The organism is Mesorhizobium sp. M1312, from assembly GCF_040318115.1.
In the GTDB taxonomy this organism is placed as follows: domain Bacteria; phylum Pseudomonadota; class Alphaproteobacteria; order Rhizobiales; family Rhizobiaceae; genus Mesorhizobium.
Window position 1 is genome coordinate 19,322 of sequence record NZ_JAMYLQ010000041.1, and the last position, 22,033, is coordinate 41,354.

Sequence of the window (22,033 nt, forward strand, 5' to 3'; positions counted from 1 at the left end):
CGCCGCCAATCCAGACGGCTTTGACTATACTTGGACCTTCGAGGACTGGAAACGGCGCACGCGACCGACGTGATGCGCCAGACACATCGCGAGACGGTGTTTGTTGATTTCACCGCGCTCGGCGTTGAAGTTCAACCCCGGTCGTGAAGAAATCAGTCAGATTCTCCTTATTGAAATCCCTTACGATCATGATTCACCTCTTATGCTGCCGTGGCCGCTGTGTGGCCGATCACGCTGTCGATAGCGTTCTCGAGGATGTCGAGGCCTTGGCTAAGCTGATCCTCGCCAATGACAAGAGGTGGCAGACACTTCACGACCTCGCCTTTCGGACCAGCGGTCTCGACGATGAGGCCTTTCTGGAAGGCGGTCCAGACGACCTGACTGGCAACTTCGCCAAACTTCAGATCGATGCCCCGCATCATGCCACGACCCTTAGCTGACACGCGGCTTGGGTCGTATTTCTGCGCGATCTGCTCAAGGCGGCTTTTCAGCAGATTGCCTTTCTCCTCGACGGACGCTGCAAAGCTGTCCGTCCGCCAGAAGTGCTGTAGGGCTGCGCGCGCGGTGACGAAAGCATGGCAGTTGCCGCGGAACGTTCCGTTGTGCTCTCCCGGCTCCCACCTGTCGAGTTTTCGATCAATAAGGACGATGGCCATTGGCAGACCATACCCCGATATCGATTTGGCCATTGTGACGATGTCAGGACGAACCCCGGCACCTTCGAAACTGAAGAATGCATCGGTCCGGCCAACCCCCGCCTGAATGTCATCTACGATCAGGAGAGCTCCGTGACTGCGCGCAATGGCCGCCACCTTGCGCAGCCACTCCGTGCCGGCGACATTCAGGCCGCCTTCGCCCTGAACTGTCTCGACAATCACCGCCGCCGGGGCGTCCACGCCGCTGGAGGGGTCCGAGAGCAGGCGATCAAGGTAATCGGCGGTGTCTACACTGGACCCAAGATAGCCGTCATAGGGGAGCCGCGCGACGCCGCCGAGCAGCTGGCCGGCGGCAGCCCGGTGGTATCGGTTGCCGGTGCAAGAGAGTGCGCCAAGACTCACGCCATGAAAGCCGTTGGTGAAGGCTACGATGTTGGACCGACCAGTGATCTTGCGCGCTAACTTGAGGGCAGCCTCGACCGCGTTGGCGCCGGTGGGACCGGGAAACTGTACGACGTAGTCTAGTTGTCGCGGACTAAGGATCGTCTCGTGGAATTCTCGCAGAAAAGACTCCTTGGCTTCGTTATACAGATCGAGGCCATGGGTGATGCCGTCGCCCGCAATATAATCTGCGAGTGCGGATTTCAGCTCTGGAGGATTGTGCCCATAGTTTAAACTTGAGCAGCCCATGAGAAAGTCGAGATAGGCTGTTCCATCTCGCGCAAACAGCTGCGCCTCCCGTGCCCTCGCGAAAACGACTGGAAAGCTGCGAGCGTAGCTGCGCACTTCAGACTCGAGATGGTTGAAGATCGCGAATTCCTCCTCGCGATCCGGTGCACTTTGGTGAGTCATCGTTGCCTCCTTATTTGGGTATTAGGTAGGCAGACCGGCGGGAATGCCTGCAGGGCTGATGGAGCGTTCGATGGACTGATGGCTATCATGTACTCGCTCTCACGCTGTCCCTTGGTCTCGCGGTCGAACCAGAGCTTGCCGGATTGGCGCACCCAAGTCCCGAGCCACAACTGCGAAGAAATTTAGATCCCCTTTCGGGAGCGTCACCGTGCCTTTGATGTGCGTCACGCCCTCGCAAGCCGGCTCGTTCAGGGCTGAGAGGATGAGTTCCTTGCCCAAGCGCATGTTGCGTAGCTTAGGTTGCACAGCAATTCCAAATGCAGACCGTGGAGCGGTCGCTCGGCCGTGGGTAGGCCGACAACCAGCCAACCACCTCACCATCCCCCTCAGCAAGCCCGCAGGTGGCGGCGAAATCACTGCAAGCAGCAGCTCGTAATACAGTAAGTTGCGGTCTAGCTGCGGACACTTCCCGATTATTTCCCATACATCGGCTGCATTAATCTTCGCCGGTCTTCGGAATGTCATTCCCAGCAACTGGACGTTGCGTGGCTCCGAGAAGCTCTGGCTATAAGTGACCATCCGAATCCTCCCAGGCGAACACCAGTGCGTGTCGCGTTTCACGAAGAGGCCTCCTCAAAAATCATGCCAATTGCGCCGAGGGAGCCTTAGAAATATTTTTCTGAGTTTTGCACAATGACTTAACCCCGAGCGCAGCAGGCACCCAGGCCGAAAACGTGTCGCGGATTCGACAGACACGACAGTAGGTGTTGGTTGCCCGACGTTTTCTCAGGAATGGCGACGGGGTTTAACAACGGGACTGGTAGCGGATCATCTTGCGACTGAGGACGGAGCAGGTCCGCCGCTCCGACAGGCGTTCAGCTTCATCGTCGACCAGCGGGCCGCGCCGACGAGCTTCACCGCGGACATTGACGGAAACGGCAAGGGACGACGCCTCTGGCCGATCGTCGGCAAAAAAAGATCGGATGATTGGGGCTCCGGCGGCCTCCCTGCATGGGGGTAGCGGGAGGTCGGTCTTCCGGGCAGGCTCCAACGGTTCAACCGGTCAGGAGGTCTGCCATGGAACTGTTCGTCGGTCTTGATGTTTCCGTTCGCACCACCAGCGTCTGCGTAATGGACACGGGTGGTAAACTCATTCGAGAGAGCAAGGTGGAGACCGAGCTGGAGGCGATCGGCGCCCTGCTCCACGCGATTGGCGGCCCCTACAAGCGCGTCGGCCTTGAGGCCGGTCCGCTTTCGCAATGGCTCTACAGTGGCCTGTCGGCCGCAGACTATCCGGTGATCTGCGTCGAGACGCGGCACATGAAGGCCGCGCATCTCGGCTCAGATCAACAAGACCGATCGCAACGATGCCCGCGGCATCGCACAGATGATGCGCGTCGGGCTCTACAAGCCGGTTCATGTCAAGACCGTCCGGAGCCAGGAGATCCGGATGCTGCTCACTGCGCACAAGTTCGTGCAGACGAAGATTCTCGATGCGGAGAACAACCTGCGAGGCCTGCTGCGCAACTTTGGCCTCAAGGTCGGAGCCGTAACCCGGCTGCAGTTCGAGCGGCGCATTATCGAGTTGCTCGAACAATCCCCGCATCTGCACTTGGTGATCGACCCCCTGCTGGAAGTCCGTCGCGTTTTGAGAGAGCAGTTCCAGCGCCTACACAAGGCAATGGAACGGCTGGCCGAGAGCGACGACACCTGCAAACTGCTCATGACTGCCCCCGGTGTCGGACCGATGGTCGCCCTGAGTTTCCGAGCCGGCGTCGACGAACCGGCGCGGTTCAGCCGATCGCGCTCCGTTCCAGCCCACTTCGGATTGACGCCCTCGCGCTATCAATCCGGCGAGATCAACCAGGATAGGGGCATTTCGAAGTGCGGCGATGCCAGGATTCGATGGGTATTGGTTGAAGCCGCCGGGATTCTTCTGCGTACCTCGAAGCGGAGTTCGCCACTGAAGGCGTGGGGTCTCTCCGTCGCTCGCCGGCGAGGTATGGCGAAGGCTACCGTGGCGGTGGCGCGGCGTCTGGCGATCATCCTGCATCGGATGTGGGTCGACAACATACCCTATCGCTGGGAGGCCAATGCCGCCTGAGAGTTCGAATTAAGGGTTCCGCGTCGCCGCGCGGATAGAGGTCCCGTTCAGGGACGAGTGGGTAGGCAATCTCGAGGCGGGCTTGGACGTCAGGTCAGGCTGACAGTTTCGGCAAAAAGATTGAGATGCCTCTCCACCGACCCGATCATGGAGCGGTCGCGCGCCGACTTCGAAGAGAAGCCAGACCCCTGGCGGGCACTCATCATCTCCGGCGCACCGAAACCGTTTCCGCATCAGCCGTCAACACCACGACCAACGCCGCACATGGTATGCCACGGTGAGGATCCCTTGCTTGACAAACCCAGCCCCAAAAGAGAAGCCCGCCGGAACGAACCGGCGGGCGAGACGGGAGGAAACGGTTGTAACTGGAATCAGGCGGCGAGAACGGCCTTCGGCTCGACCAACTCATAGCCGAGCGCTTCGGCCACCGCGCGATTCGTTATCTTGCCCTTGTGGACGTTAAGCCCGTTGCGCAGATGGTGGTGGTCTACCAGCGCCTTGAGGCCCTTGTCGGCGAGCTGCAGGCCATAGTGCAGCGTCGCATTGTTGAGCGCGTGGGCCGAGGTGACCGGCACCGCACCCGGCATGTTGGCGACGCAATAATGGATGATGCCGTCGACTTCATAGGTCGGCTCGGCATGGGTGGTGGCGTGCGAGGTCTCGAAACAGCCGCCCTGGTCGATGGCGACGTCGACCAGCACGGCGCCTTTCTTCATGCCCGACAGCATTTCGCGCGTCACCAGCTTGGGCGCTGCTGCCCCCGGGATCAGCACGGCGCCGACGACTATGTCAGCCGAAAAACATTCTTCCTCCAGCGCCTCGACGGTCGAGTAGCGGGTGTGAACGCGGCCGCCAAAGATGTCGTCGAGCTGACGCAGGCGCGGGATCGAGCGGTCGATGATAGTGACGTCGGCGCCGAGGCCGACCGCCATCCGCGCGGCATGCAGACCGACGACGCCGCCGCCGAGCACAGTGACCTTGCCGGGCAGCACGCCGGGCACGCCGCCGAGCAGCACGCCGCGACCGCCATTGGCCTTCTGCAGCGCGGTGGCGCCGGCCTGGATCGACAGGCGGCCGGCGACTTCCGACATCGGCGCCAGCAGCGGCAGGCCGCCGCGGTCGTCGGTGACGGTCTCGTAGGCGATGGCGTCACGCCCGAGGCCAGCAGGCCCTTGGTCTGCTCCGGATCCGGCGCGAGATGGAGATAGGTGTAGAGGATCTGGCCGTCGCGGAGCTGAACCCATTCGTCGGGCTGTGGCTCCTTGACCTTCACGATCATGTCGGACTTGGCAAACACGTCGGCTGCCGTCTTGGCGATCGTGGCGCCGGCAGCGCGATACGCGTTGTCATCGGCGCCGATGCCTGCACCGGCGCCGGTCTCGACCAGCACTTCATGGCCATGCGCGACATACTCGCGGACCGAGCCCGGTGTCAGGCCGACGCGGTATTCGTGATTTTTGATTTCCCGGGGGCAATCGACGCGCATCTTTTTTCTCCTGATCCGGCCCTTGGGGCTCGTTCCCTGTCTAGAGATAGTGAACCACGAATCGCTCGATAAGTGTTTGCGAATGCGCTTGCCTGAGAGGCGACTCTTCGATAATCGTTGCGCAAAACATTGGAATTGTCGCAGGAATTCGCAAAAATGCCGCTCGACAGGATTGATATCGCCATTCTTGAGACGTTGCAGAGGGAGGGGTGGACATCTAACAATGCGCGCCGCCTCCGGCCGGACTCGACGCCATGGCTCCGGATGATCGGGTCGCCTGCGGCTGCAACGGAGCTGTCGATAGGCCCGGGTATGCTGCGGTGTTAAAGGCCTCCCATGCAGAGGTATTTCATTTCGAGATAATCCTCGAGGCCGTGGCGCGACCCCTCCCGGCCAATCCCTGATTGCTTCATTCCGCCAAAGGGTGCGGCCTCGGAGGACATGCGTCCCGTATTGATGCCGACCATGCCGTATTCGAGGGCTTCGGCAACGCGCCAGACACGCTTGAGATTGGAGGCGTAGAAGTAGGCTGCAAGACCGTAGATGGTGGTCGCGGCGGAAGAGTTGCCGTATTCGGCGATCGTCTTGACGATTGCTTGGTCTGCTATGCCGAGGTTCCTCCCGACCGCATCGAAAATTCGGGCATTGGCCTGATGCGGCACGAACCGATCGATGTTCTGCGGCTGCATCTGGGCTGCGGCGAGGGAGTCTTGCGAGCAGGCAGTCATCATCTCGACGGCCTTGGCAAACACTTCAAGGCCGTCGGTGATCGTCTTCCGGGTTTGCCCGATGTCAAGGTCGCCGCGGCTTGTTGCTTCCTCCCGCAAGAATCTGGATCAGCCCGTGGCGCGAGCCGTCTGAATCCCCGAAGCGCCGAGAATGCCACGATGGCATCGGTGGCAAGCGTGGCGGCCAGCGGGATGGTGCCGCCGGTCAAGCCTTTCGAGGTGCACAGGATATCTGGAGAAATCGATGCCTGCTCGCAGGCGAACATGGTTCCGGTGCGCCCCCAGCCGGTCATCACCTCGTCGGCGATCAGCAGCGTGCCGGAGGCCTCAGTGATCCTCTTCAATTCGGCCAGAACCGATGCTGGATACATCAGCATGCCGCCGGCAGCCAGCACCAGCGGCTCGACGATCAAGGCTGCGGCTCGCCGATCGCGGGTCACAGCCTCGAAACGATCCAGCGTCTCCTGCTCGCGGCCGGCGGCCGGGAAGGGAATGGTGTCGACCTCGAACAGCAAGGGTTCGTAGGCGGCGTTGAACACGCCACGGGCACCGACGCTCATCGTGCCGATCGTGTCGCCGTGATAGCTGTGCTCCATGACGACGATGCGCGAGCGCGGCGCGCCGATGTTGCGGAAATAGCCGAGCGCCATCTTCAGCGCCACTTCGACGGAGGTCGAGCCGCTGTCGGAATAGAACACCCAGTCGAGTCCGGGGGGAGCGAGTCCGACAAGGGCCTTGGCCAAGCGTTCGGCCGGCTTGTGCGTGAAGCCCGCGAAGATGATCTGGTCGAGGCTCGAGGCGGTCGTCTCGATGGCCTTCATGATACGGGGATGGCGGTGGCCATGCGTCACGACCCACCAGGACGAAATGGCGTCCAGGATCCGCGTGCCGTCAATCTTGTGGAGATAGGCGCCTTCCGTCAGCACGATTTCAGGGATCGCCGGCTCGAGCGCGTGCTGGGTGAAGGGATGCCACACACGGGAATGCGACATCATTCGCCTCCGGCAATCAAAGCGAGGTCGAAGCCGGCAATCATCGCTTGTCTCAGCGTTTTGTCCGTCAGCGGGTCGAGGTGCGGCAGCCTGCCGAGTTGCGGCACGTCGCCGAATTCCACGATCGTCCGTTGCGTATCGGTCATCTCATCGCCGATGAAGGCGACGCCAGCCAGCGGGATGGAGCGCACCCGCAGGGCCTCGATCGACAGCAGGGTGTGATTGATTGTTCCGAGCGCGGTGCGGGCGCACAAAATGACCGGCAACTGCCATTGCTCGAATATGTCGATGAACCTTGTCTGTCGGTTCAGCGGCACCATCAGCCCGCCTGCGCATTCGATGACGAGCGGTGTCGGCAGGACCGGAAATGAAAGATCGGCAGCCTCGATCGAAACGCCGTCGATTTCGGCCGAACGATGCGGCGAAAGCGGGCTCTTCAAGCGGTAGGCTTCCGGCAGCACGCGCCCCGACGGCAGGCCGGCAAGTCGCGAAACCACCTCGCTGTCGGTCTCGCCGTCGAGGCCCGATTGCACCGGGTTCCAGTAGAAACCGTCGAGCAGCCCGGCGAGCCCGGCCGAAAACACCGTCTTGCCAATTCCGGTGTCTGTTCCGGTGATGACGATCCGCTTGGATCGAAGCGGTCGCCGTGGCGATCCCACTCAGATGACATAAAAAATTGAGCGCGGTCCATTCAGCGGTGAGAATGGCCCGGGCCGAACCGCTGACCGATGCAATTGCCTCACCTTGCGCGACGTCGCTGCCGTCCGCTCTCTCCACTGTCATCTCGACATTCTGGTTGATCAGCTTGAAAGCCGGCATCGCCAGATCGAGACCGGCGACAACTCCAGCTTGGCGCGCTGCCAGTACGGTCGTCGCTATGGGTCTTCGGCACGATCGCGTCGGTCGTCACATCACCCGCCGGCCGAGATCGTTCAGAAGTGCTGCCCGCACCAGAGGCTCTAGCATGATTGCGGCAAGTGGTGGCAGGTTCATCACAGGACGCTTTCCAGCGTTGGGGAGGATGCAGGTTCCCGCGCTGTCGCCAAGGCTTCATCGAGCGTGAGCACCCGTCGGCTGCTACCGACAAGTTGCCGAAGGGATCGGCAAACTGGGTGCAGGCCGCCCGGGGGCATTGACAGGCGTCCTAGTACCCGCGGAGCGCCAGTCGCCGGGGAAACGGTCTTTTCGGTACTTAGAGGCATGGCCGACGGCAGAGGGCGCACAAGGCGCCCTTCATTTCAGCTCGGATGGCGAATCCGCTTCGCCTTTCGCTATCAGAAGCGGTAGGTGACACCTGCGCCTATCAACCAGGGATCGAGGTTCGCCTTCCCCGTCAGCTTCGCGCCGTCCACCGTGACGTCGAAGTCTGGCTTGAGGAAAACCTTCTTCACGTCGAAGTTGACGCCCCAGTGCTGATCCACCATGTAGTCGAACCCGACCTGCAGCGCGGTGCCGAACGTGTTCTTAACATGGAGAGCATCTGCACTGCCGACGTCCTGGTTATAAAAGATCGTGTAGTTCACGCCGGCACCGACATAGGGCTTGAATGCGCCGAAATCGGTAAAATGATACTGCAATGTGAGCGTGGGTGGCAGCAGCCAAACCTTACCGATATTGCCCAGTCCGCCGATCGTTCCTTGGCCCTCGATGTTGGCATAGGTGGTGCCGAGTATAAGCTCCGCGGCGATATTGTCCGTGAAGAAATAGGAGATATCGAGTTCCGGCGTCACAGTGTTTGAATAAGAAAGACCGGAGCCGGGCATGGCATTGACGTAGCCCGAATCCTCAGTGACGACCCCCAACGCACGCAGGCGGATCTGCCAAGGGCTTGGCGCTTCAGTGACCAAGGCTCCTTCCTGCGGGACGCACGCGGGGTGCGCAAGGTCCGCCGCGACGGCCTGCTGTCCCACCACCATGAGGATGACGGCCGCTGTTACCCCCCGCGCCACGCCCATTCGCTTTTTCGCCATGCTATTCTCTCCTTGCTCTTCAGAAATGATGCGATGCACTATGAAATCCTGCTGGAATCGACGGAGCGCTCGTGCGCAGTTTGCGTGGGACAGCGCACACATTATTTGCGCCGTGCTCGCAATCATCGATCTGTACTCACTTGTTGAAACGTTGCCCTTTGTCTCCGTCCCCCTATCGAACGCCATCGGCTTGCCAGCCGATCGCACTGCGAAGGAGATTGGTGCCCAGGGCAATGAATGCGGCCCGCTCCTGATTGTTCTTGCCGGAGCAGTGCCCGCCCGAGCCGGGCTCGTAGAAGTAGGCGGGATAGCCAAGAGCCTGCAGCTTTGCTGCCATCTTACGCGCGTGGCCCGGGTGGACGCGGTCATCCCGCTTCCTGGTGGCAAGCAGGATCGGCGGATAGGGCTGTCCCGGCGTCGCGGCGTGATAGGCCGAGATTTCCTTTAAGAAAATCCATTCCTCCGGCTTGTCGGGATCGCCATATTCGTCAATCCAGCTCGCGCCCGCCAAAAGCTTGGTGTAGCGGCGCATATCGATAACCGGGACTCTGCAGAACAGCGCGCCGAAACGCTCAGGATAGCGGGTAAGCATATTGGCAATCAGAAGGCCGCCATTTGAGCCGCCCTGGGCGGCAATCCGCCTCGGCAGCGTAATGCCTCTTCGCACGAGGTCGGCGGCAACGGACGCGAAATCGTCATGGGTGAGACGCTTGCCCGCCCTGCGCCCCGCCTCGTGCCAACGGGTGCCGAACTCGCCGCCGCCCCGGATGTTCGCCACCACGCACGTGCCGCCGCGTTCGAGCCACAGTTTGCCGAGCGAGGAGTTGTAGTGGGGCAGGACCGATTTGCGGTACCCGCCGTAGGCGGTGAGGTGAACCGGGGCATCCCCGTTCCCATTCGCCGGACCGACCTGCGTATAGGGGATCATCTCACCATCGGTCGAGACTGCCTCGTGGCGCGTCACCACCAGCCCTGACGCGTCGAAATTCTCCGGATCGCGCTTCAGGATTACTGGAGCGCCGAGAGGCGCTGCGGCATTGAGGTCTAATAGGAGACGCTTCGGCGGCGTGATCGGGTCCTGAGCCGAAATGAGGACCTCTCCATTGGTCTCGTGAGGTTCAGCATCGAGCGACCAAAGGTGAACAGTCCCTTCGGTGGGCACGGTGTCCAGCGCTCGGCGCGTCCATTCGTGGCCCTTGGGGGTGAACATCTCGAAACGTGGATCGAGGTTGACGAGGTAGGAGATAACGAGCTTCCCGTTATTCCAGAAGAATGATTGCAGGGAGCGCCTGTCGCCTGGTTCAAAGAGGATGGCAAAACTGCGCTCGCCGGCGATGAAGGAGGAAAGCGAGATGCCGATCAGCGCGTCCGCGGCATGGGTCATCCCTCCGACTGTCCAGGGCTTGCGCGGCTTTACCGCCAGCCAGTCGCCGAAGCCGCTCCACCAGGCGTCCCGAGGAAGGTCGATCCGCATCTTCGGCCCGCTCCTGTCGCCGATTCTGACGATCGTCTCAAAGAAGGTCGACCCCTCGATGAACCAGAGGCGCTCGCTCTCGGCGGTGCGGTCCAGATGGCCGGACACGCGGATGGATTCGGAACCGGCTTGGAATATTACCGGCGCGGTGAGCGGATCCGCGCCACGCTTCCACAGCCGCACGGTGCGCGCGTAGCCGGAGCGGGTGGCCATGCCATCACCAAGCGCACTGGAAAGCAGCAGCGTGTCAGGGTCGAGCCAGTTGACCTCGCCCTTGGCCTCCGCGAGGTTGAAACCATCGGCGACGAAGCTAAGAGATCCCAGATCGAATTCGCGATGCACGACCGCGTCGCTGCCGCCGCGCGACAGGCGCAGAACGGCTCTTTCCCGTCTCTCCGGCTCAAGGGACGCGCCGCCCCAGATCCAGTCCTCTCCGTCACTAGCGGCGAGGGCGTCCAGATCGAGCAGTAGCTCCCACTGGGGATCAACATTCATGTAGGCGGCAAGGGTGGTCCGGCGCCACAGTCCGCGCGGATTTCGGGCATCTTGCCAGAAATTGTAGAGGTACTGGCCGTGGCGCCTGCTCAAGGGAATCCGGTCAGGGCGATCGAAAATCGCTGTCAGGGCGTCATGGTCCCGCTCGAATTGCGATCCACCGAACTGCTCCAGGGTCCTGGCAGACTGGCTGGCGGCCCAGTCAAGTGCCCGTTCGCCTTCTACATCTTCGAGCCAAAGATAGGGATCATCGTCGGGAGCATTCAGCGTTGGGCGGCAATCGAATGCGGTCATGTCCGGTTAACCCGAAGAGTGAAGTCGCCTGGAAAACAGGCGCAAAGTCTTCCGTCGGCCCGGGAAAGCTCCGCTTTCGCGGCTGCGACCGCATGTTTGGCGCGCATGATCATGTAATGATTTCTCCCCTGTCCGTGCCGCAGCGCGTTTTGCGGACAGCCTCGCAGGAGTCGTGCCAAATAAGAAAATCGTTTCAAAACAATGCGATCACCCTGATGACGCTGTGTCTCATGTCCGACAGCGTCGAACATCCGACAACGAATGCAGCCGTGACCGCCTGATAGAACCTCCCGTGCCAGATCGGTGGGCACTGCGGAATATGCAGTGAAGCTCACCGCGAAACTGGCCGAACTTCGGATCGACATCGGCGACGCGGCGATCGACGGCCACTGCGTCGCCGGTGTCGGGCGCGGCACAGCCTGAGGACACCGCGGCGCGATCATCGAATAACTGCGTTTACGTTGCCTCCATCCTGGCCCACCGGTGGGCGCGCAAAGGACTGCTTTGCGGCCTCATCCCTCCGCCTGGATTGAGTCGGAGGGACCGAACGGCGCACGTGCTTTTGGAACCGGCAGAGTGGTCATCACGCAATTGTCTTCCGGCTATCGTTCCAGAGATTCGACAATCCAGTTGGTGAAGGTCCCATATCGCCCAATCATTGATGTGCTTAGGTCTGGGCATGCCCCCATCCGCAACCATCTCATCAAGAGCATCGATCCGACACCAACATAGAGAATTGCTTCCCCATGAGAGAGGCGTCGCGGCGGACATGAGAGTGCGCCACTCTTCATGATCGCGGGCTCCGAGGATGTCGGGATCGAGCCAGTGAACGGCACGATAGGGCGAAGGATCTGGCAGCTCTTGCAACTGCCGACCTCGATGGGAGAAGGAAATCGCGATCTGTCCGGCAGAGACACAAGGTTCTGCACTGTCCGTTCATGAAGACTTCCTGCTGGTCTCCATAAGAGAAGTATTCTGGTGCAGAAGGTGCCCCGATTAGCTATTCGGAAAAGGCGACATCGACGTGCAAATCGGGCGCCGCCGTGAGGCGTCCCCCTCAATGTCGGATTTCCGACAGGATCGCAAATCCGCCAACCCATTGTTTAATAAAATGTTCCGTCTTTGGCACGGCCGATGCAGGGGACTCTGCATCAAAGAGAGGTCGTCCATGATCATCCGCACCGAAAATGCCGTCGCCGCAGTGAAAACCGCGCTCTCGCCTGCCATCAAGCCCCGAAAGGCGTGATGGTTGAGGCGGGGCGATTGCGCCGGCTTCAACATCTCATGGGCTTGGAAAGCGTCTCGCGTGACGGCGACGCGGGCATCCAGACGGGCGGATAGGACATACGTTGTTGCCCCACGTCGCCGGCATGACCCTCGATTGTCACCGCGCTGGAATGCTTGGGTCTACATTCGACGATCCGAACGCGCTGGACAAATTCTCGCGAACTGGTCGGGACCAAGGCTCGAAAACGTCCGCGAGGGGCCCAAAGGCTATGGCCGATATTCGCCGCGAACAAGCCGGCTAGTGGGAAGACTCTATAGGAGGAAAGCAGTGGAGTTATCTTGCGTTGGGGTCGGTGCCGGGCCGTCTAATTTGAGCCTTGCGTGTCAGATACACGAGCAAGTTGGGCAGGGGGCACTGTTCCTGGATCGGCAGGTCGACTTCCGCTGGCATCCAGGCATCGCATTCGATTCCTCAGAGCTCCAGGTGAGCCACTTCAAGGATCTGGTCACGCTGGTGAATCCGCGATCAGCCTACACTTTCGTAAACTACCTGTACGAGAACGGACGTCTGTACCACTTCCTGAACGCACAGTTCGAAGCCGTGCTCAGAGTTGAGTTCGAACAATATCTGAACTGGGCCTTCCACAGGAACCCGCTTGTGCGTGGCGGCGAGACGGTGCGCGAAATCCGCTTTGACGGCGAGTTTCGGGTGCGGACGGATAAGGCGGCTCTCGGCGCCAGAAACGTCGTGGTCGGCATTGGCAAGCAGGCGCAAATTCCGCCTCAGTTTCAGGGCTGGACTGGACGCAACCTGTTCCACTCATCTGTTTTACTGCACATCCATCCTGAAGTGCGGAGAAAGCATGTCTGCGTGGTTGGCGGAGGCCAGTCGGGAGCCGAGGTGATGTTGCACCTTGTCGGCCTGCCGAAAGAACGGCGGCCTGCCTCGATCACTTGGGTCTCGCAGCGTGAGAACTACCTGCCTCTCGACAACAGCCCGTTCACAAACGAGTTGTTCATGCCCTGCTTCTCGGATCGTTTCGCGGCGATGAGCGAGTCGCAGCGTAAGCTGCTCCTGCGGCTTTTCGTGCTTGCCTCGGACGGCATTTCGGAAAGGACGTTGCGCGCGATCTATCAGGCGCTATACCGCCACGCATTTTTCGAGCTAAACCGATGCGAAATCACACTGCGGCCAGGCTGCACCGTCTCGCACTGCATCAACGCCGGACCGGGTCACAGGCTGACCCTGCAGCACGGCATGGTCGAGGTCGAAGAAGTCACGGCTGACATCGTCATCCTGGCCACCGGTTACGAGAACGCGGTGCCAGACTTCTTGGAACCCATCGCGCATCGGCTGGAGCAGATCGACAATGAATTAGCTATTCGCGAGGATTTTTCGGTGAGCTGGGACGGACCGCGTGACAGACGCATCTTCGTACAAAACGCGAGCCTCGGGCAGCGCGGCCTGGCCGATCCGAACCTAAGCCTGCTGGCCTGGCGCGCGCGCCGCATCCTCGATAGCCTTCTTGGGCGCGCGCCATGCGCGAACCCCGAGCATCCTGGCTTCATCAGCCATACCTCGATCGAGAGCTGGCCCGCCCCCGCAGCCGAAGAAATGGGCAGCGGGATATGACTCGTAGACTTTTGATTATCGGCGGTACCATCCTAGGAATGATGTCCGCCTCCGCTGCGGCGAAGGCCGGAGGCTTCTCCGAAACCATCGTGACCGAACAAGCCCTTGGACCAAGCGGCGCATCGCATTATTCTGGGGGCGTGCATTTCCCCTACGGTTGTCAAGACCGTACTAGGTCGCTCACTCGAAAGAGCGCCGTGGTCTTGGCGGCCATGGCTGGGTCGGCGGTCAGCGGATGGTGCCGGCCTTTAGCGATGCGTGTCGTGGCTGGACCGGATGAAGCGATTGATCCGGCCCAGTTTACGGAACCCCTGGACCCGGCTGAGCCTGACATAGGCAGTCTCGCGCCGAGCTTCTGCGGACAAAATCCGCCGGAGCGGAACGCACTTAGCATCGCCGTCCCACATGAAGTGAGTCCGTCTCCGTGGACCCGCAACTTGACCAGCGCCCGACTGCCCTAATTGGGATGTCCGCCCAACCAGTCTTTCCAACAGGAGGCTTTTCGCATGTTGACTGATGCACAAAGAGAAAAGTGGCAGAAAGACGGATACGTCAGGCTCGAAAGGTTCTTCGCTCCAGCGGCTCAGGAAGATATCTCTACTTTTGTCGAAGATATGTCACGCTGGGATGTCAGCGATGATAAATGGCTCATGTGGTTCGAGAAGACGACGGACAATCGAAAGATCATCTCCAAGATCGAGAATTTTCTCGACTTCCATGATCCATTGCGTCGTTTGCTCTTAGAAGATCAGCGCATAAAGTCAGCGGTCGAGGATTTGCTTGGCGAAGATTCGCGCAGGCTCAAGGAGTTGCTGATTTTCCACTACCCCGACAGCGGCGGCTATCGCCCGCATCAGGACATTTATCACATTCCACACAAACTCCCCGACCGGATGGTCCATGCGGTGGTTGCCATAGGCATCGACGACTCCGACCCGGAAAACGGCGGGCTTTTCTTCAGCCCCGGCAACCACAAGAAGGGGGTATTTCCCATGGATGCCGGTGGGGTGATCGATCCTCAAGTCGCCGAAATGTTCTCCTGGGAACCCATAGTATGGAAGGCTGGCGACATCTTCATCTTCGACGATTACGCACCGCACTACTCACGACCGAACAAAAGCAATCGTTCGCGCCGGACACTCTACTTGGTGTTCCAGCGTGCTTCAACCGGTGGACCGACCCGCGCTGAATATAACGTGCTTAAGCGCGCCCTTAACCCGCCCGAGGGCAAAGTGGCCGATCTCGACAAACTCAAGCCCCCAAATGGCATTTTCTATCGCGATTGAGCTCACGCAGCCAGGTGGAGGCATGCACACGAAACTGATCGACCTCTCAAAAATGCGCGGACAGTATGGCGTCCTGATTTGCCGGCTCGCGGAGCATCGACCGCAGCCCGTTACGACGCTTCGGCACGTGGATTGTGGAGGTGGTCGCAGGGCGGTCTTCTGTGACGACAGCCCGACTGGCGCCCCCCTCGTCACCCGCTTGGCGGCCCAGAGCTGAATTATCCTGGCCGGGGCCGCCAACGGGTCGGGCTACCGTTTCTCTGCGCAACTGCACAAGAGGCTGTTGCGTTGGCAGCCGAAGATCCCACTGCTCCAACAGCTTAGGTTCGTCATGCGCAAATACAGGTTTTCTCGAACGGAGCTGTCGCGGGCGTTCGGTATCGACATGGCCACGCTTGGAACGGGAAGCGCTCGCACGGGGTTTTCATTCGGAAAGGTTGGACCCGGCGTCACATCCGAGCCCCATCGGCACGACGAAATCGAGGCCTTCGTGGTCCTCTCTGGCGCGGGCAAGGTCACGACCGACCGTGGGGAAATCTCGGTCGAGGCGGGCGATGTCGTTCTGTTCCACCCTTTTGAAGCGCATGTGCTGCACAACGATGGGGACGAAGACCTAAATTTCGTCGATGTCTGCTGGCGAGACGACGATGCCGCTCATCATGTCGCTGCAACGGTCACGGCTCCCCGCGGGCCGACCTTCGTCTTCTCCACACCGCCGACGCCAAATGGCGATCTGCATCTGGGGCATCTTTCTGGCCCCTATTTTGGCGCCGACGTCTACACGCGTTTCCTGCGCATGAAAGGGGTCGAAGCCTATCATCTGACTGGAAGCGATGATTACCAAAGCTACGTCGCCGCGCGCGCTGATGCCGCTCAATCGACGTCTGCAAAGGTGGCGCGCTATTACGCCGACGAGATTCGCGCCACGCTTGCACTTTTCGATTGTGAGGTCCACAGCTTCCAACTCACGACGGGCGAAGACGGTTACGGCGAGTTTCAAGCCGCGTGTTTCCGCAGTCTTCTGAGCAGCACGGCGATAGATCTGCGCCAGAGCCCTGCGCTTTTCGATGCCGTGACAGGTCATTATCTTTACGAACCGGATGTTAGCGGCCTCTGCCCTGATTGCGGCGGGTCCGCCGGCGGAAACATCTGCGAGGAATGCGGCGCCCCAAACCTTTGCCACGACCTGCGTGCAGCCCGGTCACGGCAGTCTGACGAGGCGCCGCTGGTCGGCTCCGTCCGCCGCGCTGAACTTGCGCTGGACCGATGCTACGCCAATATCGACCGGCATCTAACGGCGTCGGGCGTCCCGCTACGGATCTTGGATCTCTTCGCGCGCCTACGCCGGCGCGGCAACTTTTCAGTGCCCATTACCCACCCCTCGGACTGGGGCCTGCCGGCCGAAGGGTTCCCGGGGCAAGTGATCTGGGTCTGGCCGGAAATGGCCTTCGGTTTTCTTTACAACATCCAGGCGCTCGGCCGCTCGCTGGGTCGCGACTGGAAGGCGGCCATGCCCGGCAATGACTGGCAGATTGTCCATTTCTTCGGCTTCGACAATTCCTTCTACCACGCGCTACTCTACCCCGCTCTTTACGCCGAGGTTTTCTCCCACTGGACGCCACGCATCCACTATCACGTCAACGAGTTCTACCTGCTCGACGGCAAGAAGTTCTCAACCAGCTGCCGCCATGCGGTTTGGGGCAAGGAGGTTCTGAGCCCAGAGACAGTCGACGTCGTGCGCCTCCATTTGGGCCTGACACGCCCGGAAGGTGAGCGGACGGATTTCACCCCGGACGCGCTGCGCCGCACCGAGAACGAGGTGTTCCAAGGGATCTGGCTGAACTGGCTCGATGCGTTGAACCAGGAAATCAAGCAGGATTTTGGCGGCCGTGTACCCGATGCAGGCGACTGGAGCCCGGCCGACCGCGCCTTCTTTGCTCGGATAGCGATCTATCGCGCGGCGATGGAGCGCGCCTATTCGGACGAAGGCTTCTCGGTCCGGCGCGCGGCCGCTCAGGTCTGCGATTTCGTGCGCGATTGCGTGATCTACCGTCGGGCGCGAGACTATGCGGCGGCGCGACATTTCTATCCCGCCCGCAATCGGACTTCGCTAGCCCTTCAGACGACGGCCGCTGCGATCCTGGCACCGACACTCGCTCCGCTGATGCCCCGATTCGCCAGAACGCTGGCGCGAGGCATCGATGGCGTCTCAACCGAAACATGGCCCCGGTCCGTCCAGCGCCTTGCGCCCGGGACGCGCTTTGATCTCGGACCCGTGTTGGTTTTCTACGCTAAATCCGGTAATCCTCATCTCGATGAGGAGGAAGCACTATGAGCCCAAAGGTGCACCAGTGAGCTATCCCAATCTCGACCAGATCTGCGCGGCAATCAAAGCCGATGATGCCAAATATCTTTGCTCGCTGTCACTGGCGACCGAACCCGCTATCAGACGGTAGAGACCAGATTGGCGGACCTGAACCAACGCATCGTCGACACCCTGGCCCGCGCCTTCGAGGACCGCTCGGCCGTCGCTTCACAGCCCTTGCTGTTTCGTGCCGCAAATGCCGTGTGGGCTCGACTGCGCTGACCAACCTCTTCGGCATCGCGGGATTTCCGTCCTCCAGCCGGTCAAGACTGTCATGCGGTTCGAGGCGCTTGGTCAACCTGGCGCGCCCTGGACCGTGCGCCGATCACCGGAAATCTCGAATGCGAATGCCTGCCTGATGGTATCTTCGATTCTGTCCGAGCCTGTACTCGGCGCGGCAGTCGGCCGAAGAACAACTGAGCTACTGACAATCGGAAGGTAGCAGGTTCAAAATTCTGCCCCAGAAACCGGATATCGCGCACAACCAGCGTTCACGATCGGGATGGTGCACAAGCTTCCAACCATACCCGCGCAACGACAGCCCGTCGCCTGAAGATAGTCGGCGAGGGCCGCCAAATCCCTCGCAAGCGTATCCTCCTCCGTCACATGCACGCCGTCTTCGCCGACAATGCAGACGCTTGTCTCGTCGAGAGATAAGTCCAGCCAGGGTGCTCCTTCAGGATTGCGTGTTTGCTCGGGTACGGAGCCGCCCCTCAGTTCCCAATCGAGGAGCGATCCTACAATTCACATATTTGGAGATCGCTCGCTAGGTTACCCGGCTGTGAACCCTGCAAGCCGAAAATTCAGACGCCGCCCATGCAGAGATATTTCATTTCGAGGTAGTCCTCGAGGCCATGGCGGGATCCCTCCCGCCCGATGCCGGACTGTTTTATCCCACCGAACGGCGCCGCTTCCGAAGACATCCGGCCGGTATTTACCCCGACCATTCCATATTCCAAGGCCTCGGCCACACGCCAGACACGCTTCAGGTTGGAGGCATAAAAGTAGGCCGCGAGGCCGTAGATCGTGTCGTTGGCCTCACGCACGACCTGATCCGCATCTTTGAAGCGAATAATCGGTGCCAGTGGCCCGAATGTCTCTTCTTGCGCGACGGTCATCTCGCTGGAGACACCGGTCAGGACTGTCGGTTGGAAAAACGTGCCGTTCGTGCCGATGCGTTTGCCCCCGCATCGAATTGCGCCGCCTTTGGCGACGGCATCGGCAATATGGGATTCGATCTTGGCCAATGCGTGCTTGTCGATGAGCGGTCCGATGTCCACTCCGGGAGCGAAACCGTCACCAACTTGAAGTTGGCGAGCCCGTTGCACGAATTTCTCGACGAACTCGTCGTGAACGCCCGACTGGACGTAAAGGCGGTTCGCCGAAACGCAGGTCTGGCCGGCATTGCGGAACTTCGCCTGGACCGCACCGTCAACCGCGGCATCGATATCGGCATCATCGAAGACGATGAAAGGTGCATTGCCGCCGAGCTCAAGGCTGACTTTTTTGATCTGGTCCGAGCACTGGCGCATGAGAAGGCGCCCGATCTCAGTCGACCCGGTGAAGCTGATCTTGCGGACCTTGGGATTGGTACAAAGTTCGCGGCCGACCGCGTCACCTTCGGACGCATAGATCAGGTTGACGACGCCTTCGGGAAAGCCAGCCTGATGGGCGAGGGCGAACATTGCTCCCGCCACGAGCGGCGTCTGTTCAGCGGGCTTGAGGACGATCGTGCAGCCCGCCGCCAAGGCTGGCGAGATTTTGCGCGCCACCATCGAGGCCGGGAAATTCCATGGCGTTATCGTGCCAACAACTCCGATGGGCTGCTTGATTACCAGCATTCGGCGGTCCATCGATGGCGCGGAGATCGTCTCGCCATAGACGCGATTGGCCTCCTCGGCGTACCATTGCAGATACGCCGCAGCATGCGATATCTCCGACTTGGCTTCGGCAAGCGGCTTGCCCATCTCCGCGGTAAGAATCGCGGCGAGATCGTCGGCGTGGTCGATGATCAACTGATGCCATCGCCATAGAACGTCGCTGCGCTCACGTGCGGTCAGCCCTGCCCATCCAAGCTGCGCGACATAGGCCTTGTCGACCGCAGCGCATGTCTCCTCGACACCCATGTCGGGTAGTTCTGCCAGCACTTCGCCAGTCGACGGGTTGAGGACCTCGAATGTCCGCTCGCTAATCCGCGTGCCAAGTGCCGGCAGGCGATCAATGGGTCCAAACAGGTCGGAGGATCTCAGGTGACGGATCATCGGCAGGCGCAGGGGCAATACCGGATTCCTCCTCAACGCAGCAGGTATATATAGCAGGTGCGGTGTGTACTCCGCGACGTCCGGGTTCCTTATAGGGCCTCGGCCAGACAGCTGGTGGACCACGGTACCCGACTGGACAGGGAGAATACCTGAATACGCTAGAAGATGCCTCGCGGTTCTACTAGTCGAACGATTGAACAACGGACATCGGCTTCGCCAGCCGCGCGGAGTGGAAGCTGGTGGCCTGCGCCTACAATCTGCGGACCACGAATCGGCGACTCTATCCCCTCGAAGAGAGGCTGGCCTGAGGAGGAGCGCACCCCAATAATGACGCCTGAACCGGCAAATGCCTGGCAAGGCCCGCGAAAACCGCTCCTCGCGGCTTTAAACAGATCCCGTTTACCCGGCGAGCGCCCGCAAGATGAGAAAGAGGATGGAGAGCAACAGGGTGGCGAAGGCGCGCCGAGGGAAGACCGGCCGGCGCATTTGCATGGGGATGGAACTCATGATCAATTCCCCGCCTGTTGCTGCGGCAAAAGATAGCCTGTCGTCGAATGGTCGAGCACCAGATAACGCGCGGCGACCGCCTTGACTTCGTCGGTGGTGACCTTGCGGACGCGGTCCGGCCTCTCGAGCACGTCCTTCACATTGCCACCGGTGGTGAGCGTCTTGCCATAAATGTTGGCGATGTGGTCCAGCTCGTGCGCAAAAATCACCGAGCGGATATAGCCGTCTTTGGCCTTGTCCAGCTCGTCGCTGGTGACGCCATCCTTGGCGATCCGGGCGACTTCGGCAACGGCCGCCGCTTCGAGATCGACGAGCTTTGCATCGCCGCGCGGCGAGCCGGAGATGGTGAAATTGGTGTCGTCTAGCATGGTGCCCTGGAAGGAGGCGCCGGCCGCCGAGGCTATGCCTTGCTTGACGACAAGCTCCTGATATAGCCGGCTGCGGTTACCGCCGCCGAGGATCTCGGCCAGCAGGTCGAGCGCCTCGGCCTCGCCGGGCTCTGCCGTATGATAGGACGGCACCACCCATCGAGTGGAAAAGCTCGGCACCGAAACGCGCGCGTCGGTCAGCGTCACTGTGCGCCTGGTGTTCTGCTCCGGCTCGACCGGGCGGTTGCGCGGGGGCAGGTCCGGCCCGCGCACAACCTTGCCATAGGTCTTCTCGGCCAGCGCCTTCACCGTCTCAGGCTCTACGTCGCCGGCCACCACCAGCACGGCGTTGTTCGGTCGGTAGTATTTGTTGTAGATCGTGAATGCGTCGGTGCCGTTCAGCTTCTCTATCTCCTGCGTCCAGCCGATGACCGGAATGCGGTAGGGCTGGTTCTGCCGCAACGTCGCGTTGACCTCCTCGTCCAGCAGAGCCTGCGGGTTCATCTCTCTGCGCCAACGGCGCTCCTCCAGGATCACGTCGCGCTCGGTCTTGATATCGTCGTTGAGGATGAGGTTGAACATGCGATCGGCCTCGAAGTCCATCATCTCACCCAACGCCGAGGGCGCCACCGTCTCGAGGAAGGTGGTGTAGTCATAGGCGGTGAAGGCGTTATTGTAGCCACCGATGGCTGAGACGGCTCGGTCGAACGCGCCGGCGGCGTGGTTGGTCGTCGCCTTGAACATCAGACGCTCGAGGAAATGGGCAAGGCCGGATTTGCCGGGTGGCTCGTCGGCGCTGCCGATCTTGTACCAGACCATATGAGTGACGATCGGCGCGCGGTGATCGGGGATGACGACCACTTCCATGCCGTTGTCGAGCAGGAAATCCGTCACTTTGCCGTCGTCAGTGGCGGCCAGAGCCGGAGAGGTCGTAACCAGGGCCAGCGCGGTGGCAATGAACGCCTTGCGCAGCCAGGGGGACGATCGATGGCTCCGGTTTTGGTGGCTGGTCGAAAAGCAAGGTTCGGGGCAAAGTGATTTGTTCCTCATTTTGATGAAGGCGCTGCGTCCCAGTCTCCCCCCGTGGGAGGATCTGCGGGCAGCGCCGAGCCAGATGAATAAGCTCTTCACGGTGCCAGGCCTTACTCGAGCCTCATCTTTGGATGGACCCAGGAGACCTGCGGCCGTACTTCTTGGTGAGGTGATCATGGGACGGATTCTCCTTGGTCCGCGTCGCCTTGCGGATGACCAAGCACGCACCGTGCCAGATCAGAAAACCGTCGAGGCGTGTAGACAAATCGGGCTCTGCCATGTTGCGCATCCGACATTGTCGGA

General features: G+C 60.7%; 10 protein-coding genes and 6 pseudogenes. 5 read left to right on the forward strand and 11 right to left on the reverse strand.

Annotation, left to right across the window (positions count from 1 at the left end):
- Positions 1-200: 200 nt before the first annotated feature.
- A complete protein-coding gene (gene ectB / locus NKH36_RS31220) occupies positions 201-1,508 on the reverse strand; it encodes a diaminobutyrate--2-oxoglutarate transaminase (RefSeq protein WP_352965623.1) in 1,308 nt (435 codons plus the stop codon).
- A 1,077-nt stretch (positions 1,509-2,585) separates the two neighbouring features.
- On the opposite strand from ectB, the pseudogene NKH36_RS31225 reads away from it, so the two are divergent.
- A pseudogene (locus NKH36_RS31225) lies at positions 2,586-3,612 on the forward strand (IS110 family RNA-guided transposase).
- Positions 3,613-3,983: 371 nt separating this feature from the next.
- On the opposite strand, the pseudogene ald reads toward NKH36_RS31225, so the two are convergent.
- From ald to NKH36_RS31260, 8 genes and pseudogenes are all read right to left on the reverse strand, one after another.
- Positions 3,984-5,098 (reverse strand): annotated as a pseudogene (gene ald / locus NKH36_RS31230) (alanine dehydrogenase).
- A 323-nt stretch (positions 5,099-5,421) separates the two neighbouring features.
- Positions 5,422-5,655, reverse strand: a pseudogene (locus NKH36_RS34955) (aldehyde dehydrogenase family protein); the annotation flags it as partial.
- Positions 5,647-6,000, reverse strand: a pseudogene (bioZ, locus tag NKH36_RS34960) (3-oxopimeloyl-[acyl-carrier-protein] synthase BioZ); the annotation flags it as partial. The pseudogenes NKH36_RS34955 and bioZ, both read right to left, overlap by 9 nt.
- A pseudogene (locus NKH36_RS31240) lies at positions 5,985-6,818 on the reverse strand (aminotransferase class III-fold pyridoxal phosphate-dependent enzyme); the annotation flags it as partial. The pseudogenes bioZ and NKH36_RS31240, both read right to left, overlap by 16 nt.
- Complete coding sequence (gene bioD / locus NKH36_RS31245) at positions 6,818-7,477, reverse strand: dethiobiotin synthase (RefSeq protein WP_352965847.1); 660 nt, start codon at positions 7,475-7,477, stop codon at positions 6,818-6,820. The pseudogene NKH36_RS31240 and the gene bioD, both read right to left, overlap by 1 nt.
- Positions 7,443-7,811 (reverse strand): annotated as a pseudogene (locus NKH36_RS31250) (nicotinate-nucleotide diphosphorylase); the annotation flags it as partial. The pseudogene NKH36_RS31250 and the gene bioD, both read right to left, overlap by 35 nt.
- A 281-nt stretch (positions 7,812-8,092) precedes the next feature.
- Positions 8,093-8,788, reverse strand: coding sequence for an OmpW/AlkL family protein (locus NKH36_RS31255; protein WP_352965739.1), 696 nt, complete (start codon positions 8,786-8,788; stop codon positions 8,093-8,095).
- Positions 8,789-8,960: 172 nt separating this feature from the next.
- Positions 8,961-11,051 carry a prolyl oligopeptidase family serine peptidase gene (locus NKH36_RS31260; protein WP_352965737.1) on the reverse strand — a complete coding sequence of 697 codons (2,091 nt, stop codon included), beginning with the start codon at positions 11,049-11,051 and terminating at the stop codon, positions 8,961-8,963.
- Positions 11,052-12,606: 1,555 nt separating this feature from the next.
- On the opposite strand from NKH36_RS31260, the gene NKH36_RS31265 reads away from it, so the two are divergent.
- The 4 genes from NKH36_RS31265 to NKH36_RS31280 all read left to right on the forward strand — a co-directional run bounded on the left by NKH36_RS31265 (position 12,607) and on the right by NKH36_RS31280 (position 17,784).
- On the forward strand, positions 12,607-13,911 hold the full coding sequence (locus tag NKH36_RS31265) for a lysine N(6)-hydroxylase/L-ornithine N(5)-oxygenase family protein (RefSeq protein WP_352965850.1): 1,305 nt from the start codon (positions 12,607-12,609) through the stop codon (positions 13,909-13,911).
- 506 nt (positions 13,912-14,417) lie between these two features.
- Positions 14,418-15,197, forward strand: a complete 780-nt coding sequence (locus NKH36_RS31270; protein ID WP_352965731.1) for a phytanoyl-CoA dioxygenase family protein — start codon at positions 14,418-14,420, stop codon at positions 15,195-15,197.
- A gap of 385 nt (positions 15,198-15,582) precedes the next feature.
- Complete coding sequence (locus tag NKH36_RS31275) at positions 15,583-17,532, forward strand: class I tRNA ligase family protein (protein WP_352965859.1); 1,950 nt, start codon at positions 15,583-15,585, stop codon at positions 17,530-17,532.
- A 129-nt stretch (positions 17,533-17,661) separates the two neighbouring features.
- Complete coding sequence (locus tag NKH36_RS31280; protein ID WP_352965728.1) at positions 17,662-17,784, forward strand: hypothetical protein; 123 nt, start codon at positions 17,662-17,664, stop codon at positions 17,782-17,784.
- A gap of 581 nt (positions 17,785-18,365) precedes the next feature.
- Here the strand turns inward: NKH36_RS31280 and NKH36_RS31285 are convergent.
- Positions 18,366-19,841: an NAD-dependent succinate-semialdehyde dehydrogenase gene (locus NKH36_RS31285; RefSeq protein WP_352965725.1), complete on the reverse strand. Its 1,476-nt coding sequence runs from the start codon at positions 19,839-19,841 to the stop codon at positions 18,366-18,368.
- 491 nt (positions 19,842-20,332) lie between these two features.
- Entirely contained in the window at positions 20,333-21,748 is a 1,416-nt protein-coding gene (locus NKH36_RS31290; protein ID WP_352965723.1) for a M16 family metallopeptidase, read from the reverse strand.
- Positions 21,749-22,033 lie beyond the last annotated feature (285 nt).

Bases quoted from the DNA above. Each gene is read 5' to 3' on its own strand.
- ectB (WP_352965623.1), bottom strand. From the start codon at position 1,508: ATGACTCACCAAAGTGCACCGGATCGCGAGGAGGAATTCGCGATCTTC.
- NKH36_RS31255 (WP_352965739.1), bottom strand. From the start codon at position 8,788: ATGGCGAAAAAGCGAATGGGCGTGGCGCGGGGGGTAACAGCGGCCGTC.
- NKH36_RS31260 (WP_352965737.1), bottom strand. From the start codon at position 11,051: ATGACCGCATTCGATTGCCGCCCAACGCTGAATGCTCCCGACGATGAT.
- NKH36_RS31270 (WP_352965731.1), top strand. From the start codon at position 14,418: ATGTTGACTGATGCACAAAGAGAAAAGTGGCAGAAAGACGGATACGTC.
- NKH36_RS31275 (WP_352965859.1), top strand. From the start codon at position 15,583: ATGGCCACGCTTGGAACGGGAAGCGCTCGCACGGGGTTTTCATTCGGA.
- NKH36_RS31290 (WP_352965723.1), bottom strand. From the start codon at position 21,748: ATGAGGAACAAATCACTTTGCCCCGAACCTTGCTTTTCGACCAGCCAC.